General features: G+C 63.9%; 20 protein-coding genes and 5 tRNA genes. 9 read left to right on the forward strand and 16 right to left on the reverse strand.

Annotation, left to right across the window (positions count from 1 at the left end):
• Positions 1-116: 116 nt before the first annotated feature.
• Together murA and ramA are read right to left on the reverse strand one after the other, a co-directional pair.
• Positions 117-1,385: a UDP-N-acetylglucosamine 1-carboxyvinyltransferase gene (murA, locus tag HMPREF3067_RS04800; protein WP_070768597.1), complete on the reverse strand. Its 1,269-nt coding sequence runs from the start codon at positions 1,383-1,385 to the stop codon at positions 117-119.
• 20 nt (positions 1,386-1,405) lie between these two features.
• Positions 1,406-2,248 (reverse strand): acetate metabolism transcriptional regulator RamA, encoded by an 843-nt coding sequence (gene ramA, locus HMPREF3067_RS04805; protein WP_070768598.1) that lies wholly within the window; start codon positions 2,246-2,248, stop codon positions 1,406-1,408.
• A gap of 358 nt (positions 2,249-2,606) precedes the next feature.
• Between ramA and cysK the strand changes: the two genes are divergently transcribed.
• Together cysK and epsC are read left to right on the forward strand one after the other, a co-directional pair.
• Positions 2,607-3,545, forward strand: coding sequence for a cysteine synthase A (gene cysK, locus HMPREF3067_RS04810; RefSeq protein WP_070768599.1), 939 nt, complete (start codon positions 2,607-2,609; stop codon positions 3,543-3,545).
• Positions 3,546-3,637: 92 nt separating this feature from the next.
• Positions 3,638-4,201, forward strand: coding sequence for a serine O-acetyltransferase EpsC (gene epsC, locus HMPREF3067_RS04815; protein ID WP_070768600.1), 564 nt, complete (start codon positions 3,638-3,640; stop codon positions 4,199-4,201).
• 76 nt (positions 4,202-4,277) lie between these two features.
• Here epsC and HMPREF3067_RS04820 read toward each other — a convergent pair whose 3' ends face one another.
• The 5 genes from HMPREF3067_RS04820 to HMPREF3067_RS04840 all read right to left on the reverse strand — a co-directional run bounded on the left by HMPREF3067_RS04820 (position 4,278) and on the right by HMPREF3067_RS04840 (position 5,239).
• A complete protein-coding gene (locus tag HMPREF3067_RS04820) occupies positions 4,278-4,652 on the reverse strand; it encodes a GNAT family N-acetyltransferase (RefSeq protein ID WP_371259771.1) in 375 nt (124 codons plus the stop codon).
• A tRNA-Phe gene (locus HMPREF3067_RS04825) sits at positions 4,617-4,692 on the reverse strand. The genes HMPREF3067_RS04820 and HMPREF3067_RS04825 overlap by 36 nt, the downstream gene beginning before the upstream one ends.
• 20 nt (positions 4,693-4,712) lie before the next feature.
• Positions 4,713-4,789, reverse strand: a tRNA-Asp gene (locus HMPREF3067_RS04830).
• 247 nt (positions 4,790-5,036) lie between these two features.
• Positions 5,037-5,110, reverse strand: a tRNA-Asp gene (locus tag HMPREF3067_RS04835).
• Between the two features lie 56 nt (positions 5,111-5,166).
• Positions 5,167-5,239, reverse strand: a tRNA-Glu gene (locus tag HMPREF3067_RS04840).
• Positions 5,240-5,353: 114 nt separating this feature from the next.
• Here HMPREF3067_RS04840 and HMPREF3067_RS04845 point away from each other — a divergent pair.
• The gene (locus tag HMPREF3067_RS04845; RefSeq protein ID WP_070768602.1) at positions 5,354-5,686 is read left to right on the forward strand and encodes a metal-sensitive transcriptional regulator; all 333 of its coding nucleotides are present in this window, start codon (positions 5,354-5,356) and stop codon (positions 5,684-5,686) included.
• A 110-nt stretch (positions 5,687-5,796) separates the two neighbouring features.
• On the opposite strand, the gene HMPREF3067_RS04850 is transcribed toward HMPREF3067_RS04845, so the two are convergent.
• Positions 5,797-5,869: transfer RNA gene (locus tag HMPREF3067_RS04850), tRNA-Lys, on the reverse strand.
• 112 nt (positions 5,870-5,981) lie between these two features.
• Positions 5,982-7,481 carry an acetyl-CoA hydrolase/transferase family protein gene (locus tag HMPREF3067_RS04855; RefSeq protein ID WP_070768603.1) on the reverse strand — a complete coding sequence of 500 codons (1,500 nt, stop codon included), beginning with the start codon at positions 7,479-7,481 and terminating at the stop codon, positions 5,982-5,984.
• A 182-nt stretch (positions 7,482-7,663) separates the two neighbouring features.
• Here HMPREF3067_RS04855 and dusB point away from each other — a divergent pair, with 182 nt between their 5' ends.
• Together dusB and phoU are read left to right on the forward strand one after the other, a co-directional pair.
• Positions 7,664-8,809, forward strand: coding sequence for a tRNA dihydrouridine synthase DusB (gene dusB, locus HMPREF3067_RS04860; protein ID WP_070768604.1), 1,146 nt, complete (start codon positions 7,664-7,666; stop codon positions 8,807-8,809).
• 88 nt (positions 8,810-8,897) lie between these two features.
• Entirely contained in the window at positions 8,898-9,626 is a 729-nt protein-coding gene (phoU, locus tag HMPREF3067_RS04865; RefSeq protein ID WP_070768605.1) for a phosphate signaling complex protein PhoU, read from the forward strand.
• Between the two features lie 171 nt (positions 9,627-9,797).
• On the opposite strand, the gene pstB is transcribed toward phoU, so the two are convergent.
• The 5 genes from pstB to mshD form a co-directional block, all read right to left on the reverse strand.
• Positions 9,798-10,571 (reverse strand): phosphate ABC transporter ATP-binding protein PstB, encoded by a 774-nt coding sequence (gene pstB / locus HMPREF3067_RS04870; RefSeq protein WP_070768606.1) that lies wholly within the window; start codon positions 10,569-10,571, stop codon positions 9,798-9,800.
• Between the two features lie 59 nt (positions 10,572-10,630).
• A complete protein-coding gene (gene pstA / locus HMPREF3067_RS04875) occupies positions 10,631-11,545 on the reverse strand; it encodes a phosphate ABC transporter permease PstA (protein ID WP_070768607.1) in 915 nt (304 codons plus the stop codon).
• Between the two features lie 20 nt (positions 11,546-11,565).
• Positions 11,566-12,642 (reverse strand): phosphate ABC transporter permease subunit PstC, encoded by a 1,077-nt coding sequence (pstC, locus tag HMPREF3067_RS04880; RefSeq protein ID WP_070768608.1) that lies wholly within the window; start codon positions 12,640-12,642, stop codon positions 11,566-11,568.
• Between the two features lie 166 nt (positions 12,643-12,808).
• Positions 12,809-13,906 carry a phosphate ABC transporter substrate-binding protein PstS gene (gene pstS / locus HMPREF3067_RS04885; RefSeq protein WP_070768609.1) on the reverse strand — a complete coding sequence of 366 codons (1,098 nt, stop codon included), beginning with the start codon at positions 13,904-13,906 and terminating at the stop codon, positions 12,809-12,811.
• A 339-nt stretch (positions 13,907-14,245) separates the two neighbouring features.
• On the reverse strand, positions 14,246-15,175 hold the full coding sequence (gene mshD, locus HMPREF3067_RS04890) for a mycothiol synthase (RefSeq protein WP_070768610.1): 930 nt from the start codon (positions 15,173-15,175) through the stop codon (positions 14,246-14,248).
• A 32-nt stretch (positions 15,176-15,207) separates the two neighbouring features.
• Here mshD and HMPREF3067_RS04895 point away from each other — a divergent pair, with 32 nt between their 5' ends.
• Positions 15,208-16,026: an LmeA family phospholipid-binding protein gene (locus tag HMPREF3067_RS04895; RefSeq protein ID WP_246819239.1), complete on the forward strand. Its 819-nt coding sequence runs from the start codon at positions 15,208-15,210 to the stop codon at positions 16,024-16,026.
• A gap of 6 nt (positions 16,027-16,032) precedes the next feature.
• Here HMPREF3067_RS04895 and HMPREF3067_RS04900 read toward each other — a convergent pair whose 3' ends face one another.
• On the reverse strand, positions 16,033-17,076 hold the full coding sequence (locus HMPREF3067_RS04900) for a diacylglycerol/lipid kinase family protein (RefSeq protein ID WP_070768612.1): 1,044 nt from the start codon (positions 17,074-17,076) through the stop codon (positions 16,033-16,035).
• A gap of 92 nt (positions 17,077-17,168) precedes the next feature.
• Between HMPREF3067_RS04900 and HMPREF3067_RS04905 the strand changes: the two genes are divergently transcribed.
• Positions 17,169-17,897, forward strand: coding sequence for a heme-binding beta-barrel domain-containing protein (locus tag HMPREF3067_RS04905; protein WP_070768613.1), 729 nt, complete (start codon positions 17,169-17,171; stop codon positions 17,895-17,897).
• Between the two features lie 9 nt (positions 17,898-17,906).
• Here HMPREF3067_RS04905 and HMPREF3067_RS04910 read toward each other — a convergent pair whose 3' ends face one another.
• Positions 17,907-18,752 carry an aminodeoxychorismate lyase gene (locus HMPREF3067_RS04910; protein WP_083319149.1) on the reverse strand — a complete coding sequence of 282 codons (846 nt, stop codon included), beginning with the start codon at positions 18,750-18,752 and terminating at the stop codon, positions 17,907-17,909.
• Positions 18,753-18,814: 62 nt separating this feature from the next.
• Here HMPREF3067_RS04910 and HMPREF3067_RS04915 point away from each other — a divergent pair, with 62 nt between their 5' ends.
• Together HMPREF3067_RS04915 and HMPREF3067_RS04920 are read left to right on the forward strand one after the other, a co-directional pair.
• Positions 18,815-19,876, forward strand: coding sequence for a CAF17-like 4Fe-4S cluster assembly/insertion protein YgfZ (locus HMPREF3067_RS04915; protein WP_070768615.1), 1,062 nt, complete (start codon positions 18,815-18,817; stop codon positions 19,874-19,876).
• A gap of 195 nt (positions 19,877-20,071) precedes the next feature.
• Positions 20,072-20,281, forward strand: coding sequence for a DUF3073 domain-containing protein (locus tag HMPREF3067_RS04920; protein ID WP_210400087.1), 210 nt, complete (start codon positions 20,072-20,074; stop codon positions 20,279-20,281).
• Positions 20,282-20,283: the final 2 nt, after the last annotated feature.

The following is a 20,283-nucleotide window of genomic DNA, read 5'->3' on the forward strand; positions in this document are numbered from 1 at the left end:
CGTTAACCTCTCGGCTACCTCGCGGCGACTGCGATTAATTTACACACAGTCCTAGAAAGACACAAATCCGCCGGTCACCGGTACTTTCCGGTGACCGGCGGATGAGAGCTTGTAAGCTAGTACCGCTCCTCTTCCTGGGTCCGCTCCACCTGAGCACCCAGTCGGTTCAGGTTCTCTACGAAGTTCGGATAGCCGCGGTCGATGTGGAAGACATCGTGGACCACGGAGACCTCGTCCGCGCACAGCCCCGCCAACACCAGGCCGGCGCCGGCGCGGATATCGGAGCTCCAGACGTGGGTCGAGGACAACCGCTCTTGTCCCCGGACGATGACGTGGTGCCCATCAACTTGTGCGTCCGCGCCTAGGCGGAGCATCTCATCAACAAAGCGGAAGCGGGATTCAAAGACGTTCTCGGTGATCATCGTTGTACCCTCGGCCACCGCGGACAGGCCAATGGCCATCGGTTGCAGGTCGGTAGGAAAGCCTGGGAACGGCAGAGTATTGAAGTTGACCGCCTTCGGGCGCTCATCCATACGGACCCTAAAGCCCGTCTCGTAGGTTTCCACGTCCGCGCCGGCGGACTTGATCTTTTCCAACGGCAGGTGCAGGTGCTTCGGGGCGATCCCGCCCACGGTCAGGTCACCGCGGGTCATGGCCGCAGCGTAGGCCCAGGTGCCGGCGACGATACGATCGCCGACGACTTCGTGCTCGGTGGGCTGGAGTTTGTCCACACCCTCGATAGTCACGGTCGAGGTCCCCGCGCCGCTGATGTGGGCGCCCATGGAGTTGAGCATGTTGCACAGGTCCACGATCTCCGGCTCGCGCGCGGCGTTATCTAAAACCGTGGTCCCCTCCGCCAGCACCGCGGCGGTCAAGATGTTCTCGGTGGCGCCGACCGACGGGAAGTCGAGCTTGATCTTCGCGCCGTGGAGGCGCTGCGCCTCGGCGACGACGGCGCCGTGCTCGATCCGAGTTTTGGCACCCATCTTCTCCAGACCCGACTGGTGCATGTCCAGCGGGCGGGAGCCGATGGCGTCACCTCCGGGGAGGGCGACCTTTGCCCGGCCGCAGCGCGAGGTCAGCGGGCCCAAGACGCAGACGGAGGCGCGGAACTGCCGAACGGCGTCGAAGTCGGCGTCCGATCGCGGCTGGTCCGGGGTATCGATAGTGACTACCGAGCCATTGATAGCAACCTCGCAACCCAGCCCCTCAAGAACCTTCTTCATGAGAGGTACGTCGAGAATCTCCGGACAGTTAGTCAACGTCGTGCGACCCTCCGCAAGCAAGGCGGCCGCCATCAGTTTCAGCACACTATTCTTGGCGCCGTCGACCCTCACAGAACCCTGCAGGCGGGCGCCACCGGTGACAATAAATTGGTCCTTCACACCGACCAACTTACAGCGTCTTAGGGCAGAGCGCCGATCCGGCGGGCGGCGTTTACCGCCTCGTAGCGGGTGTGCGCGCCGAGTTTACGCATCACAGAGCGCAGATAGGACTTGACGGTTTCGGCGCCAATGCCCATCTCTTCGGCGGCCTCGACGTTCGTATGCCCCAGGGCCACACACGAGAGCACGTCGAGCTCGCGGGCAGAAAGCTTGGTGGACTGCTTGACGCGGACCGGCGAGACCATCTGATCGCACAGAGTCTCGAGTTCCTTGCGGATATCGTCCTCGGCCACGCGGTTGGCCAGCATTCGCAGCTTCGAGTGGGTGGAACGGACCTGCTCCCACTCCGCACCGTTCATGACGTGCCCGCTGCGGCCGGCACCGCCCTTGCCGCCGTCGGTGCGGCGCAGCACCGAGTTCACGGCCAGATCCTGCTCGAGGCAGCGAGCCGTCATGGTGACTTCCTCGATGACCTTGTCGCCTAGGCGGACCGGCGAGTGCACACCGACGTAGAGCACTCCGCGGATTTCGCGCTGAACGATGACCGGCACGGCGACGATGGAGTGCAGTCCCTCGTCCTGGATGAGCCGGTCGTTTTCGTGGGAGATGGTCTTGGCGCGCAGGTAATCCGAAACGCCTACCGCGCGGCGACTCTTGACGACGCGGCCACCGACGCCGACACCGGCATCGATAGTCAGGTTCTGCAGGGCGGGGGTGCGCAGGCCGACCCACTGTGTGATCTGCAAGCGATTATCCGGCAGTAAGGTGCCGTACATCGTCACCGGGATACCAGTGGCGGTCTTCAAGGAAGACAATGCGGCCCGTACGGCCTCGTCGTCATCTTTAATTCGGTGCGCTTCCAAGACGTACTCCTACTCGGGGGTACCCATTAAGGTGCACCCAGGGGTGCCCCTTTTGAACGGGTGTATTACAACACTGTTTCCCAACTGTAACGGGCTAGCGGGGGTAATTCTAAATCAGCGCTCACATAAAACACGAATCCGGCGCCTATTTAAAATACAGACGACGGGGTTAGCCCTAAGCGCCAGCGCGCTCCAGCTGGTATAAGTAGCCGCCCTCCCCGCGGCAACCGCCGCGGTAGGCGCGGTGGCCAACTGAATAAAACTCGGTCTATTTCTTGCGGACTGGTCGGTCTAGCCAACTAGTGTAGGGTGGGAAAAGTAAATCGGAAAACAGCTGCACAAGGAGTCCCGAATACCAATGGCAAAGATCTACGACAACATTCTCGAGACCATCGGCGGCACCCCGCTGGTTCGCGTCAACCGCCTGACCGAGGGCCTGAAGGCCGACGTGCTCGTTAAGGTTGAGTCCTTCAACCCGGCCAACTCGGTCAAGGACCGTATCGGCCAGGCCATCGTCGACGCCGCCGAGGCCTCCGGCGAGCTCAAGCCGGGCGGCACCATCGTGGAAGCCACCTCCGGCAACACCGGCATCGCCCTGGCCCTGGTCGGCGCGGCTCGCGGCTACAAGGTCATCCTGACCATGCCGGAGACCATGTCCAACGAGCGCCGCGTCCTGCTGCGCGCTTACGGCGCCGAGATCGTCCTGACCCCGGGCGCCGCCGGCATGCAGGGCGCAGTCGACAAGGCCAACGAGATTGTTGAGCAGAACGAAGGCGCCATCCTGGCCCGCCAGTTCGCCAACGAGGCCAACCCGACCGTGCACTACAACACCACCGGCCCGGAGATCTGGAACGACACCGACGGCAACGTCGACATCCTGGTCGCGGGCGTCGGCACCGGCGGCACCATCACCGGCGCAAGCCGCTTCCTGAAGGAGAAGAACCCGGAACTGAAGGCCGTGGCCGTCGAACCGTCCGCTTCCCCGCTGCTGTCTGAGGGCAAGGCCGGCCCGCACAAGATCCAGGGCCTGGGCGCCAACTTCATCCCGGAGGTCCTGGACCGCAAGCTGGTCGACGAGGTCATCGCCATTAGCAACGAAGACGCTGTGGAGACCTCCCGCAAGCTGGCCGTCGCCGACGGCATCCTGGGTGGTATCTCCACCGGCGCCAACCTGAAGGCAGCCCTGGAGCTGGCGCAGCGCCCGGAGAACGAGGGCAAGACCATCGTCACCGTCGTCTGCGACTTCGGTGAGCGCTACGTCTCCACCATCCTCTACGAGGACATCCGCGAAGATTAATTTCACGCGTTAAGTGCCTGCTTGAGCCTTGTATAGCCAAGCAGGCACTTTTTCTTTCCTTTTAACCGACCGGTTTTTAGTACGCTTTGGATATGAACTTCCTTAGCCGAATCCGCGAAGACCTAGCTAACGCCCGTGACCACGATCCCGCTGCCCGCGGCGACGTCGAAAACGCCATCGTCTATTCGGGGCTGCACGCCATTTGGGCCCACCGCGTCTCCCACTGGCTCTGGAAGCGCGGCCTGAAGGGCCCGGCCCGCGTCCTAGCGCAGATCAACCGCTTCTTTACCGGCATTGAGATCCACCCTGGTGCCACCATCGGCCGCCGCTTCTTCATCGACCACGGCATGGGCATCGTCATCGGTGAGACCGCCGAGATCGGCGACGGCGTAATGCTCTACCACGGGGTTACCCTGGGCGGCCAGGTGCTCACCCAGACCAAGCGCCACCCCACCATCGAAGACAACGTTGTCATCGGCGCCGGCGCCAAGGTACTCGGCCCCATCACTATCGGCCACGGCTCCGCCGTCGGCGCTAACGCGGTAGTCACCAAGGACGTACCCCCAGAGCACAGCGCCATCGGCATCCCGGCCAAGAACCGGCCGCGGCGCCACGAAGAGCGCATTAAGCTCGTCGACCCCGACTACTTCATCTAACCGGGCCGCAACAGCGCTGCAGGGCCCCTCACACAGGCTCGCAGCCGCCGTCTAGCTCCCCCCACTAGCCCCTTCTTTAATACCCCGCCTGCAGCTGCTTGTAGGCGGGATTTTTGTCGATAAAGCGCGCCACGGCGGAGCACGTCGGCCGCACGCGCTTGCCGGCCTCCCGGGCATCATCCAGCGCGGCCTGAACCAACGGCTTGGACAGGCCCTGGCCCTGGAAGTCCGGGTGGACGACCGTGTGGTCGAATTCGCGCACGTCAGCATCATCCACGTAGTGGGCGTAGCCGGCCTCCTGGCCGTCCACGGTGATGACGTACTGGGAGCGGTCGGTCTGGTTCGCAACGGCGTAATTATCCATGGCCCCAGTATGCCAAAAAGGCCCGCTTCCTTGAACGGAAACGGGCCTTGCTGGTGGCCAGAGCCAGGATCGAACTGGCGACCCCACACTTTTCAGGCGTGTGCTCTACCGACTGAGCTATCTGGCCGAAGACTACCGAAATAGCCTTGGCGACCCTGACGGGACTTGAACCCGCGACCTCCGCCGTGACAGGGCGGCGCGCTAACCAACTGCGCCACAGGGCCATTATTTAATTTGTGGCATCCCAGGGTCCTGCACCCTGTCTTGCACGAGTTATTACTCTACACAGAACGCCGAAACATAGGCAAATCGCCTGCTAGTCATCCATATTCATAGCGAAACCCGGCACCTAGTTGGGACACGTCCGCAAGCCTGGACCGCACACCTGCTGCCGCTACTACCCCGACGAAAAACCGCGCCCCGAAAACGCGAAAAGGGCCAAGGCAAAAACCTTGACCCTTCGCAATGCTGCGACCCTGACGGGACTTGAACCCGCGACCTCCGCCGTGACAGGGCGGCGCGCTAACCAACTGCGCCACAGGGCCAGCACGTCTAAGACGTACATAATGAAGAGGAACCCTAAATTAAGGGAACTTCTCCGTACCCCCAACGGGATTCGAACCCGTGCCGCTGCCGTGAAAGGGCAGTGTCCTAGGCCGCTAGACGATGGGGGCGTGCCGCGTAGTCAAGGCAGAAAACTCTCGCTTTCCCTTGCGCGACTTCTCAAAATATACTGGAAGAATCACTCAATACAAAATCGCGCCCTACCCCGGAGAAAAACCACCGCTATGCCCGAAAATCAGGAAGTCTGCTCGTGCCACGAACCGCATAAACACGGCTACAACGCGGACGCCGAGTCGAAAAAGAAGTACCTGGCCAGGCTGCGCAAAATCGAGGGACAAACCCGCGGCATCCACCGCATGGTAGACGAGGATCAGTACTGCATCGACATCATCACGCAGATCTCCGCGGTGACCTCCGCCCTGGAAAACGTCTCCCTCGCCCTCCTCGAGGACCACATCGCCCACTGCGTGGCCGGGGCCCGCAACGCGGACGGGACCATCGCCCAGGACAAGCTAGATGAGGCCATGCGCGCCATCAAGAAGATGGTCAAAAGCTAGGAGCCCACAGCCGGAGTCTCAACCCTCCCCAACGGGCTTTGAGGGTCGATGTTTGTCAAGACAAAAGAACCCGCTAACGGCGCCGTGGCGCGCGTTAGCGGGCGTGTGCGTGGGCCCTGAGGGGCTCGAACCCTCGACCTGCGGATTAAAAGTCCGTAGCTCTACCAGCTGAGCTAAAGGCCCAATGCGTTCCTTATTCTAATAGGAGTCCACGACAGGAAGAAAATAGCCCCCGAACTGGCCCCAAAGGCCCAGTTCAAGGGGGCTGCCAACTGCCTAATAGGCGTCGGCGCGCTTACTGGGGACGCATATCGCCGGTCTCGGCGAAGCGGATCTGGAAGTCGAAGGCGGACTTCAGATCGTGCGGGGTGTGAATGAACTTACCCTGCTTGGCACGCTCGAAGTACTCCTCCAGGGCCGGGCGGTACTCCGGGTGGGCCACAGCGATGACCTTCTCGGCGCGCTCGCGCGGGGCCAGGCCGCGCAGGTCGGCCACGCCGTACTCGGTGATAATCACCATGGTGTCGTGCTCGGTGTGGTCAGTGTGAGCCACGAAAGGCACGATGGCGGAGATCTTGCCGTCCTTGGCGATCGACGGGGACACGAAGGTGCTGATGTAGGCGTTGCGGGTGAAGTCACCGGAGCCGCCGGTGCCGTTCATGATGCGGGTGCCGCCCACGTTGGTGGAGTTGATGTTGCCGTAGATATCGGCCTCAATCATGCCGTTGGAGGAAATCAGGCCGACGCGGCGAATGACCTCCGGGTGGTTGGAGACCTGCTGCGGGCGCAGCACGATGTGCTTGGCGTAGCGGTCGGCCTCGGCGTTCATCTTCTCCGCGTACTCCGGGGACAGCGCGAAGGAGGTGGCGGAGGCGACCGTCATCTTGCCGGCGTCGATGAGATCCAGCATGCCGTCCTGGATGACCTCGGTGTAAGCCTTGATGTTTTCGAACTTGGAATCCAGCAGGCCGGCCATCACGGCGTTCGGGACGTTACCCACGCCCGACTGCATGATGAACTGGTCGTACGCTAGGCGGCCGGCGGCAACCTCGCCCTCGAGGAAGTCGATGAAGTTCGCGGCGATCTTCTCAGAGATCTCGTCCGGGGCCTTGAAGGGGGCGTTGCGATCCGGGGCGTTGGTCTTAACGACGGCCACGACCTTGTCCTTGGGGATCTCGATGTAGGTCTCCCCGATGCGGTCGCTGACCTTGGTAATCGGGATCGGCTGGCGGTTCGGCAGCTTCTCGATACGGTAAATGTCGTGCATGCCCTCCAGGTTCAGCGACTGCCACTCGTTAACCTCGAGGATGATCTTGTCCGCGGCCTCGATGTACTCGAGGTTGTTACCCACGGCGGAGGACGGCACGATGTTGCCGTCCTCAGTAATGCGGACGACCTCGATGATGGCAACCTGGAAGTCGCCGTAGAAGCCCTCCTCGACTTGCTGGCCCATGTGGGACAGGTGGACGTCCTGGTAGAGCAGCTCGCCGGAGTTGGCCTTGTTGCGCAGCACCGGGTCGGAGTTGTACGGAGCACGGAAGCGCAGGGCGTCCGCCTCGGCGAGGACGCCGTCGCAGTCCGGGGCGGTGGAGGCGCCGGAGAAGACGTCAATCTTGAATTCTTCGCCCGCCTCGTGGGCCTTGGTGGCCTTCTCAGCGATAGCGGTCGGCAGTGCCTTCGGGTAACCGGCACCGGTGAAGCCGGAAATGCCCACCCGGTCGCCGTTGTTAACGTACTTGGCTGCCTCCTCGGCGGAGACCACGAGGTCCTGGTAATACCCAATCCGCTCCGTCACGTCTTTACCTCCTGTGATTGTCGCAGCGCGCAAGTGTAACGCACGCCGCACGGTTTTAGTTACACGCACCACATTAGCGAATATTTGCAACCTTTTCCGCAACAGTGCCAAAACTGTGAAGACAAGGTACACCCGCCGTCCCGGTTTGCCAGCGTTTCTGCCCGCAGTCCACAATGTAAAACGTGACTTTGCGCATTGGTTCTATTTCCCTCAACTCCCCCGTCATCCTCGCCCCGATGGCCGGGGTGACGAACGTGGCTTTCCGCACGCTCTGCCGCGAGCAGGAGCTCGCCCGCACCGGCACCGTGGCAGGGCTCTACGTCTGCGAGATGGTCACCGCCCGCGCCCTAGTCGAGCGCAACGAGAAGACCATGCACATGACGACTTTCGCCCCGAACGAGGATCCGCGCTCGCTGCAGCTCTACACCGTGGATCCGGAATACACCTACCGCGCCGCAAAGATGATCGTGGACGAGAACCTGGCCGACCACATCGACATGAACTTCGGCTGCCCGGTCCCGAAGGTCACTCGGCGCGGGGGCGGGTCCGCCCTGCCGTACAAGCGCCGGCTCTTCGGCAATATCGTCGCCGCCGCCGTCAAGGCCACGGAAGGCACCGATATCCCGGTCACGGTGAAGATGCGTGTCGGCATCGACAGCGAACACCACACGCACCTAGACGCCGGCCGGATCGCCGTCGAGGAGGGCGCGGCCGCCGTGGCCCTGCACGGGCGCACCGCCGCCCAGCGCTACTCCGGCCAGGCCGACTGGTCGGAGATCGCCCGTCTGAAGGAGCACCTCGCCGACAGCGGCGTGCCAGTGCTGGGCAACGGCGACATCTTCAAGGCCTCCGATGCCGCCGCGATGATGGAAGCCACCGGCTGCGACGGGGTCGTCGTCGGCCGCGGCTGCCTGGGCCGGCCCTGGCTCTTCGCGGAACTCTCCGCCCACCTGCGCGGCGAGCCGGTGCCCGAAGAACCGACCCTGGGGGAGGTCACGCGGATCCTCTACCGGCACGCGGAATTGCTCGCGCACTACGACGGCGAGGCCCACGCTAGCCGCGATATTCGTAAACACATTGGGTGGTACTTACGCGGTTTCCCGGTCGGCGGCGAGGTCCGCTCGCAGCTGTCCAAGGTGAACTCCCTGCCGGATCTGCGCGAGCTGCTCGCCCCTTGGGCCGGTTCTGACGCCCGAGCCGACGACGCCTCTGGGCCCCGGGGACGTCAGGGTTCGCCGGCTAAGGTCGCGCTGCCCGACGGCTGGCTGGACGACCCGGAAGATGAGGCGGTACCCGCCGGCGCCGAGATCATGAACTCTGGCGGCTAAACCCCCAGCTTGTATACACCTATAGAGGTATTGAAAAATACTTGTTCTTGACGGGCGCCACCAATATACGTGCACTATACTGTTGGGCATGCGAATTGCCTACAGAGAGAAGTTAGATAACTTCGCGCACGACCTGATCCTGATGTGCGACACGGTTCAGGCGATCATGTCGCAGGCTTCGCGCGCACTTCTGACAGCTGCCCTGCAGCCGGCGGAAGACGGTCTGTCCCTATCCGACGAGCTAGAAGAGCTGCGCACCCGGTGCGAAGAACGCGCCGTATCCCTCCTGGCACTGGAAAACCCCATGGCCAAGGACCTGCGCCAAGTGGTCTCCTCTATCTATATCGTGGAGGACCTCTACCGCATGGGCCAGCTGGCCAAGCACATCGCGAAGTCCGCGCGGCGCCGCCACCCCAACCACGTGGTTCCGGAGGAATTCATGGGGTACCTGGAAGAGCTCACCCGCCTGGTGGACGAAATGTGCTCGCGCACCCGCAACGCCCTCATCGACCCGGCCCCCCAGCTGGCTCTGGAGCTGGCCAGCGACGATGACGCGGTCGACGACATCAACCACCACCTGATCACCATCCTGACCCAGCGGGAGTGGAAGTACTCCACCCGTTCGGCCGTGGACCTGGCCATGCTCTCGCGCTTCTACGAACGCTACGCGGACCACTGCGTCAACGTGGCCGCCCGCATCCTGTACCTGAGCACCGGCATGCTGCCGGACGAGTACCTGGCCCGCCGCGCCGACGAGGACCGCCGCCAGGACATGGAGGCCCACTTCGCCGCCCTGGAGCGCCAGTTCCGCCGCTAGGCCAGTACCTCCCTTTCCTCCCCCATTGCCCGCCGCGCGCCCTGCGCGGCGGGCATTTAAACGACTATCCCCCGGCGCCAAGGCTCAACCTGGCACCGGGGGATTAAGTCTTTAGCTCAGACAATCAAGTTTTAGCGCAGCGCACGGTTGAGCCGTGCGCGAGGGGACTCCTTAGCCGAAGCGGCCGGAGATGTAGTCTTCGGTTTCCTTCTTTTCCGGGTTCTCGAAGATCTTGGTGGTGTCGTTGAACTCCACCAGGTGGCCCGGCTTGCCGGTGGCCTCCAGGGAGAAGAAGCCAGTCTTATCGGACACGCGGGAAGCCTGCTGCATGTTGTGGGTCACGATGACGATGGTGAATTCCTGCTTCAGCTCGTGAATCAGGTCCTCGACCGCCAGGGTGGAAATGGGGTCCAGGGCCGAGCAAGGCTCGTCCATGAGCAGCACCTCCGGCTCGACCGCGATGGCGCGGGCGATGCACAGACGCTGCTGCTGACCGCCGGAGAGGCCGCCGCCCGGCTTGTCTAGGCGGTCCTTAACCTCGTCCCACAGGTTGGCGCCGCGCAGGGACTTCTCCGCGACCTCCTTGAGCTTCTTCTTGTTCTTCTCGCCGGACAGTTTCAGGCCGGCGACGACGTTGTCCTCGATGGACATGGTCGGGAACGGGTTGGCCTTCTGGAAGACCATGCCGATGGTGTTGCGCACCGAGACCGGGTCGACCTTGGAGTCGTAGATATTCTGGCCGTCCAGCAGGATCTCGCCCTTGACGTAGGCGCCCGGGATGACCTCGTGCATGCGGTTGAGGGTACGCAGCACGGTGGACTTACCACAGCCGGACGGGCCGATGAACGCAGTTACCGCCTGGGCCGGAATGTGCATGTTGACGTTCTGCACAGCGTGGAAGTCGCCGTAGTAGATATTGACGTCGTTGAGTTCGAGTTTGGACATCTTGTGCTCCTGAGTATGAGAGTTGTCGGTGAAAGTTCGGGCCGTGAAGGCAGTGCGGGTTACTGCTTGACCGAGAACTTCGCGGAGATGATTCGGGCGGCAACGTTGAGCAGCGCGATGAGAAGGACCAGGGTGAAGGCGGCGCCCCACAGCTTGTCGAGGACGGCCTCGGTAACGCCGGCCTTGTACATGTCCAACATCATCAGCGGCAGCGAGGACATGGTGCCACTGGTCGGGTCCCACTTCAGGGCGCTGGTAGAACCGACCAGGATGAGGACCGGAGCGGACTCACCCATGATGCGGGCGATTGCCAGCATGACACCGGTGGCGATACCGGACAGTGCAGTCGGAAGAACGATCTTGGCGATGGTCTTCCACTTCGGCACGCCCAGGGCGTAGGAGGCCTCGCGCAGATCCATCGGGACCACGCGCAGCATCTCCTCGGTGTTACGGACGACAATCGGAATCATCAGCAGCAACAGGGACCACGCCAGGGCCAGACCAGATCGGTCGAAGCCCATGACGCCGATCCAGGCGGCGTAGACGAACAGGGCGGCAACGATGGACGGGACACCGGACAGGATGTCCACCATGAAGGTGGTGATGCGGCCGAGCCAGCCACCGCGGGAGTACTCCACCAGGTAGATGGCGGTGAACACGCCGATCGGGACGGCGATGATGGTTGCCAGGCCGGCCTGGATGATGGTACCGACGATGGCGTGCAGCGCACCGCCGCCGGGCTGGTGGTACATGACGCCCAGCATGTCCTCGGTCCACCACTCCAGGTTCAGAGTGACGGGCAGGCCCTTGACGATGAGCTCCCAGAGCACCCACACCAGCGGAATGAGAGCGACAATCATGCACAGGTAGATAAGGACGGTCGCCGCGCTGTTGGCGAACTTGCGCTTGCCCGAGATGTCGGTAAAGGCGTTGTGTGTGGTCGAAACGTCAGAAGCAGCTACAGCATTAGACATTGTTTTTTATCCTCACTCTTCTACTTCTTGGAGACGATCGCGCGGGCAATGGCGTTGACGATGAACGTCAGCAAGAACAGCACCAGACCGGCGGCGATGTAGGCGCCCGCCTTAATCGGGTTGTTGAACTCCGGTGCCGCGTTCGCAATCGCGGTCGCGAAGGTGGTACCGCCATCGAACAGGGAGAAGCGGAACTCGGACGACGGGCCGACGACCATGTACAGGGCCATGGTCTCACCGAGCGCGCGGCCCAGGCCCAGCATGGCGCCGGAGATGTAGCCCGACAGGCCGAACGGCAGGACGGTCATGCGGACGACTTCCCAGCGCGTAGCACCCAGGGCGAGGGCGGACTCAACCTGCCCCTTCGGGGTCTGGACGAAGACCTCACGCGCGGTTGCGGCGATAATCGGCAGAATCATCACGGCCAGGACAATGCCACCGGTGAACATGTTGCGGGCGGTTGCGAACGACGGCGAGTTCTCGTAGACGGTGAAGAGGAAGAACCCACCGGCCCAGCTGTGAATCCACTCGTAGAATCCCGAGAGCACCGGGCCCAGGACCAGCCAGCCCCACAGGCCGTAAACAATGGACGGGACGGCGGCCAGCATGTCGACCAAGAAGCCCATCGGCTTGACCAGGCGCGCCGGCGCGTAATTGGACAGGAAGATGGCCACGCCCAGTGCCACCGGCATGGCGATGATGAGAGCCAGCACCGACATGGTGACCGTGGCGGCGAACAGGTTCGGGATACCGAAGTACATTTCGTCCACGCTGGACGTGTCCCACGGACCCGTGTAGGTGAAGAAGCCGAGGTAGCCTTCGGCGTTGCGGTTCAGCGCGGGGACGGCACGAATAATCAGGAAAATGCCGATAGCCGCAATGAAGACGGTGATAAGGGTGGCGGACGCCGTGGATAAAATCTCAAAGACGCGATCACCGGGTCGCTTAACGCCGCCGGTCTTCACACCCTCGGAAGCGCCCTGGGGTTCGTTGTCGGGTTTGCCCGCGGCAGTGGTCGTAGCCACGGAGTGGCCTTCCACGTTGCGGTCGTCGTCGAGCTTCTTATGCTCACCCGTTGTCGAGTTGTACTCAGCCATGTGGCGGGGATCCTTCAACTTGTAGGGTTTTTACGTGTGTCACATCTTCCCGTTTAACGGGAAGAACCCCCGACGGCGTAGAAAGCGGCCGGCGGGGGAATTCAACCATCCGGAACATCACCGCGCACTGCGGGCGGGGTGCTGCACCAGTCAGTATGAGGATTCTTTAGGACGCCTGAATCTCGTCCACAGCCGCCTTCAGGCGGTCCAGGTGAGCGCCGGAGACCGGGATGTGACCGGCCTCGGTCAGGCCCTCATCCTGGTGATCCAGAGCGGTCTTCAGGAACTCCTTCAACAGGGCTGCCTCGGACTCGTCGTAACCAGCGGAGCAGACAATCTCGTAGGTGGTCAGGATGAGCGGGTAGGAACCCTCATCGGAGGAGGAGAACAGGGCCTCGGAGTTAACAACCATGTCGTTGCCCTCGGTCTCGAACTCCAGGTTCTCCAGAGCGGTACCGACAGTCTCCTCAGACAGCTCGGTCGGGCCTGCACCGAAGTCGATCTTGGCGACGCCCAGGCCAGCCTGCTCAGCGTGAGAGTGCTCGACGTAGGTGATGCCGCCGTCGATGCTGGAGACCTGGGTAGCAACACCGGAGGAGCCGTTGGCACCCTCGCCGACCTCGGTCGGGAAGTTCTTGCCGCCCTCATTGTCCCACTCTTCGGTGGCGTCGTGCAGGAACTTCTGGAAGTTGTCGGAGGTACCGGACTCGTCGGAGCGGTAGACCACGGAGATGCGGGTGTCCGGCAGGTCAACGCCCTCGTTGTCAGCCTGGATGGCCTCGTCGTTCCATTCGGTGATGTCGCCCTTGAAGATCTTGGCAACGTTCTCGGTGGAAAGATTCAGCTCGTCAACGCCCTCCAGGTTGTAGGCGATAGCAACCGGGCCGATGACGAACGGCAGGTGCCAAGCGTCGTTGCCGTTGCAACGGTCCTTGGCAGCGTCGACCTGCTCCTCCTCCAGCGGGGAGTCGGAACCGGCGAACGTAACCTGGCCATCGACGAACTGGGTACGGCCAGAGCCGGAGCCGGTGGCGTTGTATGCAAGGCTAGCGTCGCCGCCAGTAGCTTCCTGGAACTTGGAAGCGAAGTAGTCCATAGCGTTCTGCTGGGAGGATGCGCCTTCACCAGTCAGCTCGCCGGAGACCTCGGTCTCACCCTCGGAGGAGGAGCCAGAGGAGTCAGAGTCGTTGCAGGCGACCAGCGCGGTAGAAGAAGCCGCGATGATACCGAAGATTGCAGCGGTGCGCTTGAAATTGCGAATCACGGGAAACCTTTCCTGTGGAGATCAGATTCAACTTGATTGTCCGAGCACCTTTTACCCGCGTGCTCTCACCCCATGGGACGGTGGAGCCGGGCTGACCCCCGGCGCGGTGGAACTGACCTTTAAGCGGTGAACTAGTCCGCAGCACAGTACCTCCGAGCCGCAAAGGCCTGGATACTCACAACGCTTAAAGCTATCCAGCCTTGGTTAACCCGAAAGGTGCGTTTCGGTTAACACTGAGTTAACAATCGTCTCACAGCGGGTGATTCTACTCACCTTCCACGTTTCACTGTGTTCTTCACCTGGCTTTTGTTTGGATTTGGTCCGTTTTTTGGACTGGCCCTAGCGCTTCTTCACACCGTAGACGCAGTGACGCTCGGCCACCTCAAAGCCCGCTTTGTCGTAGGAGCGCACGGCCGGGGCGTTGTCCGCCTCCACGTACAAAATCACCTTGCCAGCGCCCTTGTTCCGCATGCGCTGCAGGCCCATCGCCAGCAGCGGCCGGGATAGCCCCTTGCCCCGGTAGGAGCTGGCCAGCCCGATGACGTAGACCTCACCGAAGGGCTCGTCTTCCTCGGTGGTTGCCGGGGAATGCCATTTGGTCCAGTGGAAGCCGGCCAACGTCGGTTCCGCACCGCGGGTATCCCACAGGAAGAGCACGTCCGCAGGATCGAACCAGGAGTTGTCCTTGCCGCGTTCCAAGCGCTCGGCGTCCCAGCCGCCCTGCTCCGGGTGCCAGCTAAACGCCTCGTTGTTGACCGCCAGCCAGGCACGGTCCACGGCAGCGGCCCCGAAGCGTTCGGCGGCCGCCGGGCAATCCAGGGCCTGAAGGCCCGGCGCGTCGTCGGCAGAAAAGGCCGCGGCGCTGGACAACGGTTCCCCTTGGACGGCCATGACCAAAAGCTCGCGCTCTACCTCCCGGCCCGCGGCGGCGGCCAGGCACTGGGCCGCCGGCAGGTTGCCGTGCGCCCAGACCGGGCGGTCGCCAAGCTCGGCCAGCAGGGCCTTGCCCCCGCCGTGGCCGCGGTAGTCGGGGGCGACGAAGAGCTCGGCGCTGTCGCCGTCGTCAGCCGCCACCCCGGCTAGGTCCTCGCCCACCCAGAGCAGGGTGTGGGTATGGCCCAAGCGGGCGTCCTCCAGCCCCGCCAGGAACTGCTCGGACAGAGGCGCTACCCCGTCGGCCTGGGCGGCGTCGCGCGCCAGGGCGGCGACGGCGCGGGCCGTGGCGGCATCGTCGGACAGGTGCGTGGTCTTAGTGTTAGTCACTGTCATGGTTTCCAGAATAGTTTGCAACAATGGAGCATGTGACTGACGTTGTTGTGCCCGCCCGCGCCCGCAAGCCCCTCGCCTGGTTGCTGGGCATCGCCGCGGTGGGCGGAAGCCTGTTCGTGATGGACTCCGGCTTCGCCATGCATGCGGAGCACTCCATTTCCCAGCGGGTCAAGGAAGAATCCAAGCTGGAAAACTCCCCCGAGGTCTTCGTCGGGGGCATGCCCTACCTGGGGGCGTCGGTAACCAACGAGATCCCGCTGATCGAGGTCAAGTCCCTCGACGTGGAGGTCCCCCACCTAGGGATGATCAACGCGCAGACCACCCTGCGCGATATCACCGTCGCCGCCGACCAGTTGACCAGCGGCAACTTCGCCGGCGCGTCGGTGTCCACCTTCTCGCGCGCCATCACCTTGGACGGGGTCGCGCTCGGGCGCCTGCTGAGCATCACTGACTTGTCGATTGCCAACCCGGACAACATCTCACCTACGGGCGGCATGGCCTCCGAGGCCGAGCTCAGCGGCACCGTCGCCGGCGCGAAAGAGCCCACCCGGGTGCGCGTGACGCTGCGGCTAGTCGGCGAACGCTTCTACATGCGCCCGGTGGAGATCTTGGAGCTGGCCGAGGGCACGAGCGAGGAAGAGGCCACGAAGGCCTTCGAGTTGGAACTGGATACCCGGCAGCTGCCCCTGCCCGCCCAGGCCACCGCCGTGCGCCTGCAGGGTGGCGGCATCACTTTCGAGACCCAGCGCCGCAACACCCACCTGCAGCCCGGGCAGCTCGCCCCCATCGAGATCGCCGGAGACTACGACTCCGACGGGCGCGAGGTCAACGACGAGAATTCCGGCGCCTAGCCGCGCCTACTTAATCCGGATCAGATCCCGCAGGATCTCCTTGAGGCTGCGCTTGTGCGGCTCGCCGGCCTCCTGCGGGGCGAATACCTCGAGGGCGTCCGGCACCGACTTGAGCTGTACCCGGGTGTGCGTGCCCTCGGATTCCCCGTCCGCCTGGAAGCGGTGCGGGGTCGGGCAGCTCAGCGTCACCGCGGTGGCGTCGTCGAATTGCAGGGTGCGCGCGTTGGTGACCTTGTTGAGCCAGCGGCGGTGATCCACGCCAATGAGGTGCAGCATGCCGACCAGGCCGGACACGCCCTGCAGGCTGCTCAGGCCGAACAGGCCCAGCCCCTCGTCGAAGGAGTTGCGCGAGTTGGTCACCATGGGCAGCGGGCCCAGAAAAGTCCACGGGTTGGTATTCGAGGCCAGCATCAGGGGCACGTTCTCGTGCTCCCAGCGCTGCCCGTCGCGGCCTTCCGCGACCACGCTGATGCGCGGCGGCCGGCGCAGCGCGCGGGTATAGGCGCGCACCCCGATGGCCAGGTAGCGCAGCGGGGTGGCCGCAAAGCCGCGCTCGCGGGCGCGGTCCACGCGCGCCAGGACGTCGGCGTCCAGACCGAAGCCCGCGTTCACCGCGAACCAGCGCTCGTCCCAGGTTCCCAGGCAGATGGTGCGGGTGCTGTGGCGGTCAAGCAGCCGGGCCAGCACGTGGGTCGCGTCCACGGCTCCGGCGGGAAAGCCCAGCGCGCGCACGAAGACGTTCGCCGAGCCGGTCGGGATGATAGCCAGCACGGGCAGCTCCTCCGGGCGGGGCCGCTGCCCGGAATCGTGCACCTGCCCGAGCAGGCCGTTGACGATCTCGTTGACGGTGCCGTCGCCGCCCATGGCGATGACCGCGTCGAAGTCTGAGCGGCGCATGCCGGCCACCATCTGCTCCGCATGCCCCGGGTACTGGGTCATCCGGGCCTCCATGGACAGCCCGGGCACCGCCCGCAGCGCCGGCACGACCTGCCGCAGCAGGCCGGCGTTCTGGCTCGTGGAATTCGGGTTCAAAACTAATAGGACACGCACACACCACACTCTATAGACCCGGGCCGGGTTTCGCTGGCCCTTCCCCCGCCCAACCACGCAGTGCCGACGCACAGTTAGCTAGGATCGAGGGCATGACTGAGCGAAACGAACACTCCGAAAACCCCGAGAACACTACCCCGGCGGGCGAGCCGGCCCCGGACACGGCTGCCGATGCCGCCGCGGCGAACACCGGCTCCAATGGCAAGCTCAACGGCAACGCCGCCGTGAATCACGCCGCCGAGGCCTGGAAGGACGCCTCGGCCCGCAACATCCCGGCCCCGGACTTCGCAGAGATCCCCGTCTCGGAAGACACCGCCAACCTGCGCCAGGGCCCGTCCCTGCACGACGGCCTGCTGGCCCTCCTGCCGCTGGTGGGCGTGTGGCAGGGCGAGGGCCAGGCACACGGCACTGACGGCAACGAGTACACCTTCGGCCAGCGCCTGATTATCGCCCACGACGGTGAGAACTACCTGTCCTTTAGCTCCCGAACCTGGAAGATCGACTCCGAGGGCAACCCGGGCGAGGCCGACGTGCGTGAGTCCGGCTACTGGCGGATCTCTCCGAAGGACGAGATCGAGATGACCTACACGTCCTCGACCGGAATCGTCGAGATCTTCTACGGCGAGCCCTTCAACGAGCGCGCCTGGCAGCTCGAGTCCGCCTCTACCATGGTCACCGAGACCGGCCCGAAGAACCTGGGCCCGGGCAAGCGCATGTACGGGCTCATGCCCAACAACAACCTGGGCTGGGTCGACGAGCGCCTCCTCGACGGCGAGATGCGCCCGTATATGTCCGCCGAGCTTTCCCGCGTCGCCGGCTAGCTTCTCGCGCTACGCCGCCACCGCGGCGTCGATAAGCGCGCGGATCTCCTTCTCGTTGTCAGGGGCCGCCAGCTTGGTCCCGTTCAGCGAGCGGACGCGCACCCCGATGCGCACCGAGGAGACCAGCCAAACCGAGTCCGAGCGCTGCAGGTAGCCCAGGTCCATCTCCTTGGCCTTGCAGTTATAACCGCGCTCCTCGGCCAGCGCGAACAGCGCCGCCTGCGTGGTGCCCGGCAGAATCCCCGGGGCCTTGGGTGTGCGCAGCTTCTTCCCGCGCACCGCCACGACCGTCGAGGTCGCCCCCTCCAGCACCAGCCCGCTGTCCGGGTGGGTATAGATGACGTCGTCGTAGCCGTCGTGGCGGGCCTGCCGCAGCGTAACCAGCGTCGCGGCGTAGTTCAGGGTCTTGGCCAGCACCTTGTCATCGGCCTGCCAGCGCCGCGGGGTGGCCCACACACGCACCCCCTTCGCCCGCTGGGTCAACACGTCCGCGCCGATGGGCTGGACCGCCACCCACGCCGTGGGTACCCCGGTCGAGGCCCGCCCCCGCGAATAGGTCCAGGTGCACTTGGCCTCCTCCGCGTCGAATTCGCTCGCGGCCAGCGCGGTGGCCTCCAGCCACTTGTCCAGGCACGGTTCCGGCAACCCGAGAGCGTGGGCGGAGCGGGCAAAGCGCTGCGCGTGCCGCTCGACGTTCTTGGCCTCCCCGCCCCTAATGAGCAGGGACTCAAAGACCCCGTCACCCCGGGTGACGGCCGCGTCGTCCCAAAAGACCAGCGGCAGCGTGGGGTTGTGGCGGCGGATCGAACCCCCGAAGGGCTCGACCACGTAGATTACGGGCGCAGGTTGTAGCATGCCCATAATTATGCCCCGTTGGACCTAGCCAAGCAGGCGAATGGCGCGTTACGATGGCAAGTGTGAGTTATTCTTCTGTTCTTCTTCAGCGCCTCGGCGCTGCCGAATTCCAGTCAGAAACACCGCTTGATGCCGCCGGGGTCGCGTGGCATTACGGAAACCCCTTGGGCGAACAGCGCGCCGCCCAGTCCGGCTCTGTCGTCGTAGACCGCAGCCACCGCCGTTTCTTGCAGGTCAGCGGACCGGACTCCGCGGAATTCCTTAACAACCTTCTGTCGCAGAAGCTGGACGATGTCCCCGTGGGCTACAGCGCCACAGCCCTCGATCTAGACATCCAGGGCCACATCCTGCACCAAGCAGACACCACCCGCACGGCCGAGGGCTTTTTCCTTGACCTACCCGCGGGCCAAGCAGACAGCCTACGGGATTTCTTGACCAAAATGGTCTTTTGGTCGCAGGTAGAAGTCACGGAACCCGACTACGCGCTGCTGACGGTCCTAGGCGACGGCGAAGTCTCCGCCCCCTCCTCCACCGTCTTTAGCCGGGACGTCGACTGGCCGGGGATCCGCCGCCGCGACATCGTAGTGCCCCGCGCTGAACTGGCAAACGCCGTCGCGGAGCTGGAAGCGGCCGGGCTGACCCTGGCCGGGCTCATGGCGTATACGGCCGAGCGCATCCGCGCCCGCGAACCGGAGCTGGCCGCAGATTTGGACAACAAGTCCATCCCCCACGAGGTTCCGCAGTGGATCGGCCGCGGTAAGCACGCCGGCGCCGTGCACCTGAACAAGGGCTGCTACCGCGGGCAGGAGACCGTGGCGCGCGTGGAAAACCTCGGCCGCTCACCCCGCCTGCTGGTACTGCTGCACTTGGACGGCTCGGCCCCGCAGCTGCCCGAGCCGGGAGCCGACATCACCTTCTCCGGTCGCCGCGTCGGGCGGATGGGCTCTCTCGTCGACGACTGCGATTTCGGCCCCATCGCCTTGGGGTTGGTCAAGCGCTCCGCCCTGGATTCCGGGCAGCTGACCATCGGCCAGGCGGCCGCCAATCTGGATCCGGATTCCATACCCACCTCCGAGGGGCCGAAGGCCGGGCGCGCGGCCATCAACAAACTGCGGGGCAAGTAGAGCCACCCGTTTACGGGCCTAGTGAGAAAAGCCTTTAAGGCTCTCACTAGGCCATTTGCCCTGCCTTAGGGGGTCGTGCGGAATTTTTTTGACGTACAGGCTATTGTGTCTTACAGGAAGATACTCAAATGACAAGCCGATGGGGCCATCCGAAACCCTGGATCGTGCCCTACACACCTCAAGGGGGTCATGCACATGGGACGCGGACGCGCGAAGGCAAAGCAGACCAAAGTTGCACGCCAGTTGAAGTACAATTCTCCGGAGATGGACTTGGATTCGCTCCAGCGCGAGCTAGCCTCCAAGAAGCCGGGCGATGGATGGGGCCGAGAGGATGAAGAAGACGACCGCTACGAAGACCCATACGCCGACTACATCGACGACTGGGACGACGAAGACAAAGGTTAACC

It is taken from the genome of Corynebacterium sp. HMSC04H06 (assembly GCF_001815935.1).
GTDB lineage: Bacteria > Actinomycetota > Actinomycetes > Mycobacteriales > Mycobacteriaceae > Corynebacterium.

What these genes read in the sequence shown, in the direction of transcription:
- cysK (WP_070768599.1), top strand. Translation starts at nt 2,607, where the DNA reads ATGGCAAAGATCTACGACAACATTCTCGAGACCATCGGCGGCACCCCG.
- epsC (WP_070768600.1), top strand. Translation starts at nt 3,638, where the DNA reads ATGAACTTCCTTAGCCGAATCCGCGAAGACCTAGCTAACGCCCGTGAC.
- HMPREF3067_RS04910 (WP_083319149.1), bottom strand. Translation starts at nt 18,752, where the DNA reads ATGCTACAACCTGCGCCCGTAATCTACGTGGTCGAGCCCTTCGGGGGT.
- HMPREF3067_RS04845 (WP_070768602.1), top strand. Translation starts at nt 5,354, where the DNA reads ATGCCCGAAAATCAGGAAGTCTGCTCGTGCCACGAACCGCATAAACAC.
- HMPREF3067_RS04905 (WP_070768613.1), top strand. Translation starts at nt 17,169, where the DNA reads ATGACTGAGCGAAACGAACACTCCGAAAACCCCGAGAACACTACCCCG.
- pstC (WP_070768608.1), bottom strand. Translation starts at nt 12,642, where the DNA reads ATGGCTGAGTACAACTCGACAACGGGTGAGCATAAGAAGCTCGACGAC.
- pstA (WP_070768607.1), bottom strand. Translation starts at nt 11,545, where the DNA reads ATGTCTAATGCTGTAGCTGCTTCTGACGTTTCGACCACACACAACGCC.
- HMPREF3067_RS04920 (WP_210400087.1), top strand. Translation starts at nt 20,072, where the DNA reads ATGGGACGCGGACGCGCGAAGGCAAAGCAGACCAAAGTTGCACGCCAG.
- mshD (WP_070768610.1), bottom strand. Translation starts at nt 15,175, where the DNA reads ATGACAGTGACTAACACTAAGACCACGCACCTGTCCGACGATGCCGCC.
- phoU (WP_070768605.1), top strand. Translation starts at nt 8,898, where the DNA reads ATGCGAATTGCCTACAGAGAGAAGTTAGATAACTTCGCGCACGACCTG.
- pstB (WP_070768606.1), bottom strand. Translation starts at nt 10,571, where the DNA reads ATGTCCAAACTCGAACTCAACGACGTCAATATCTACTACGGCGACTTC.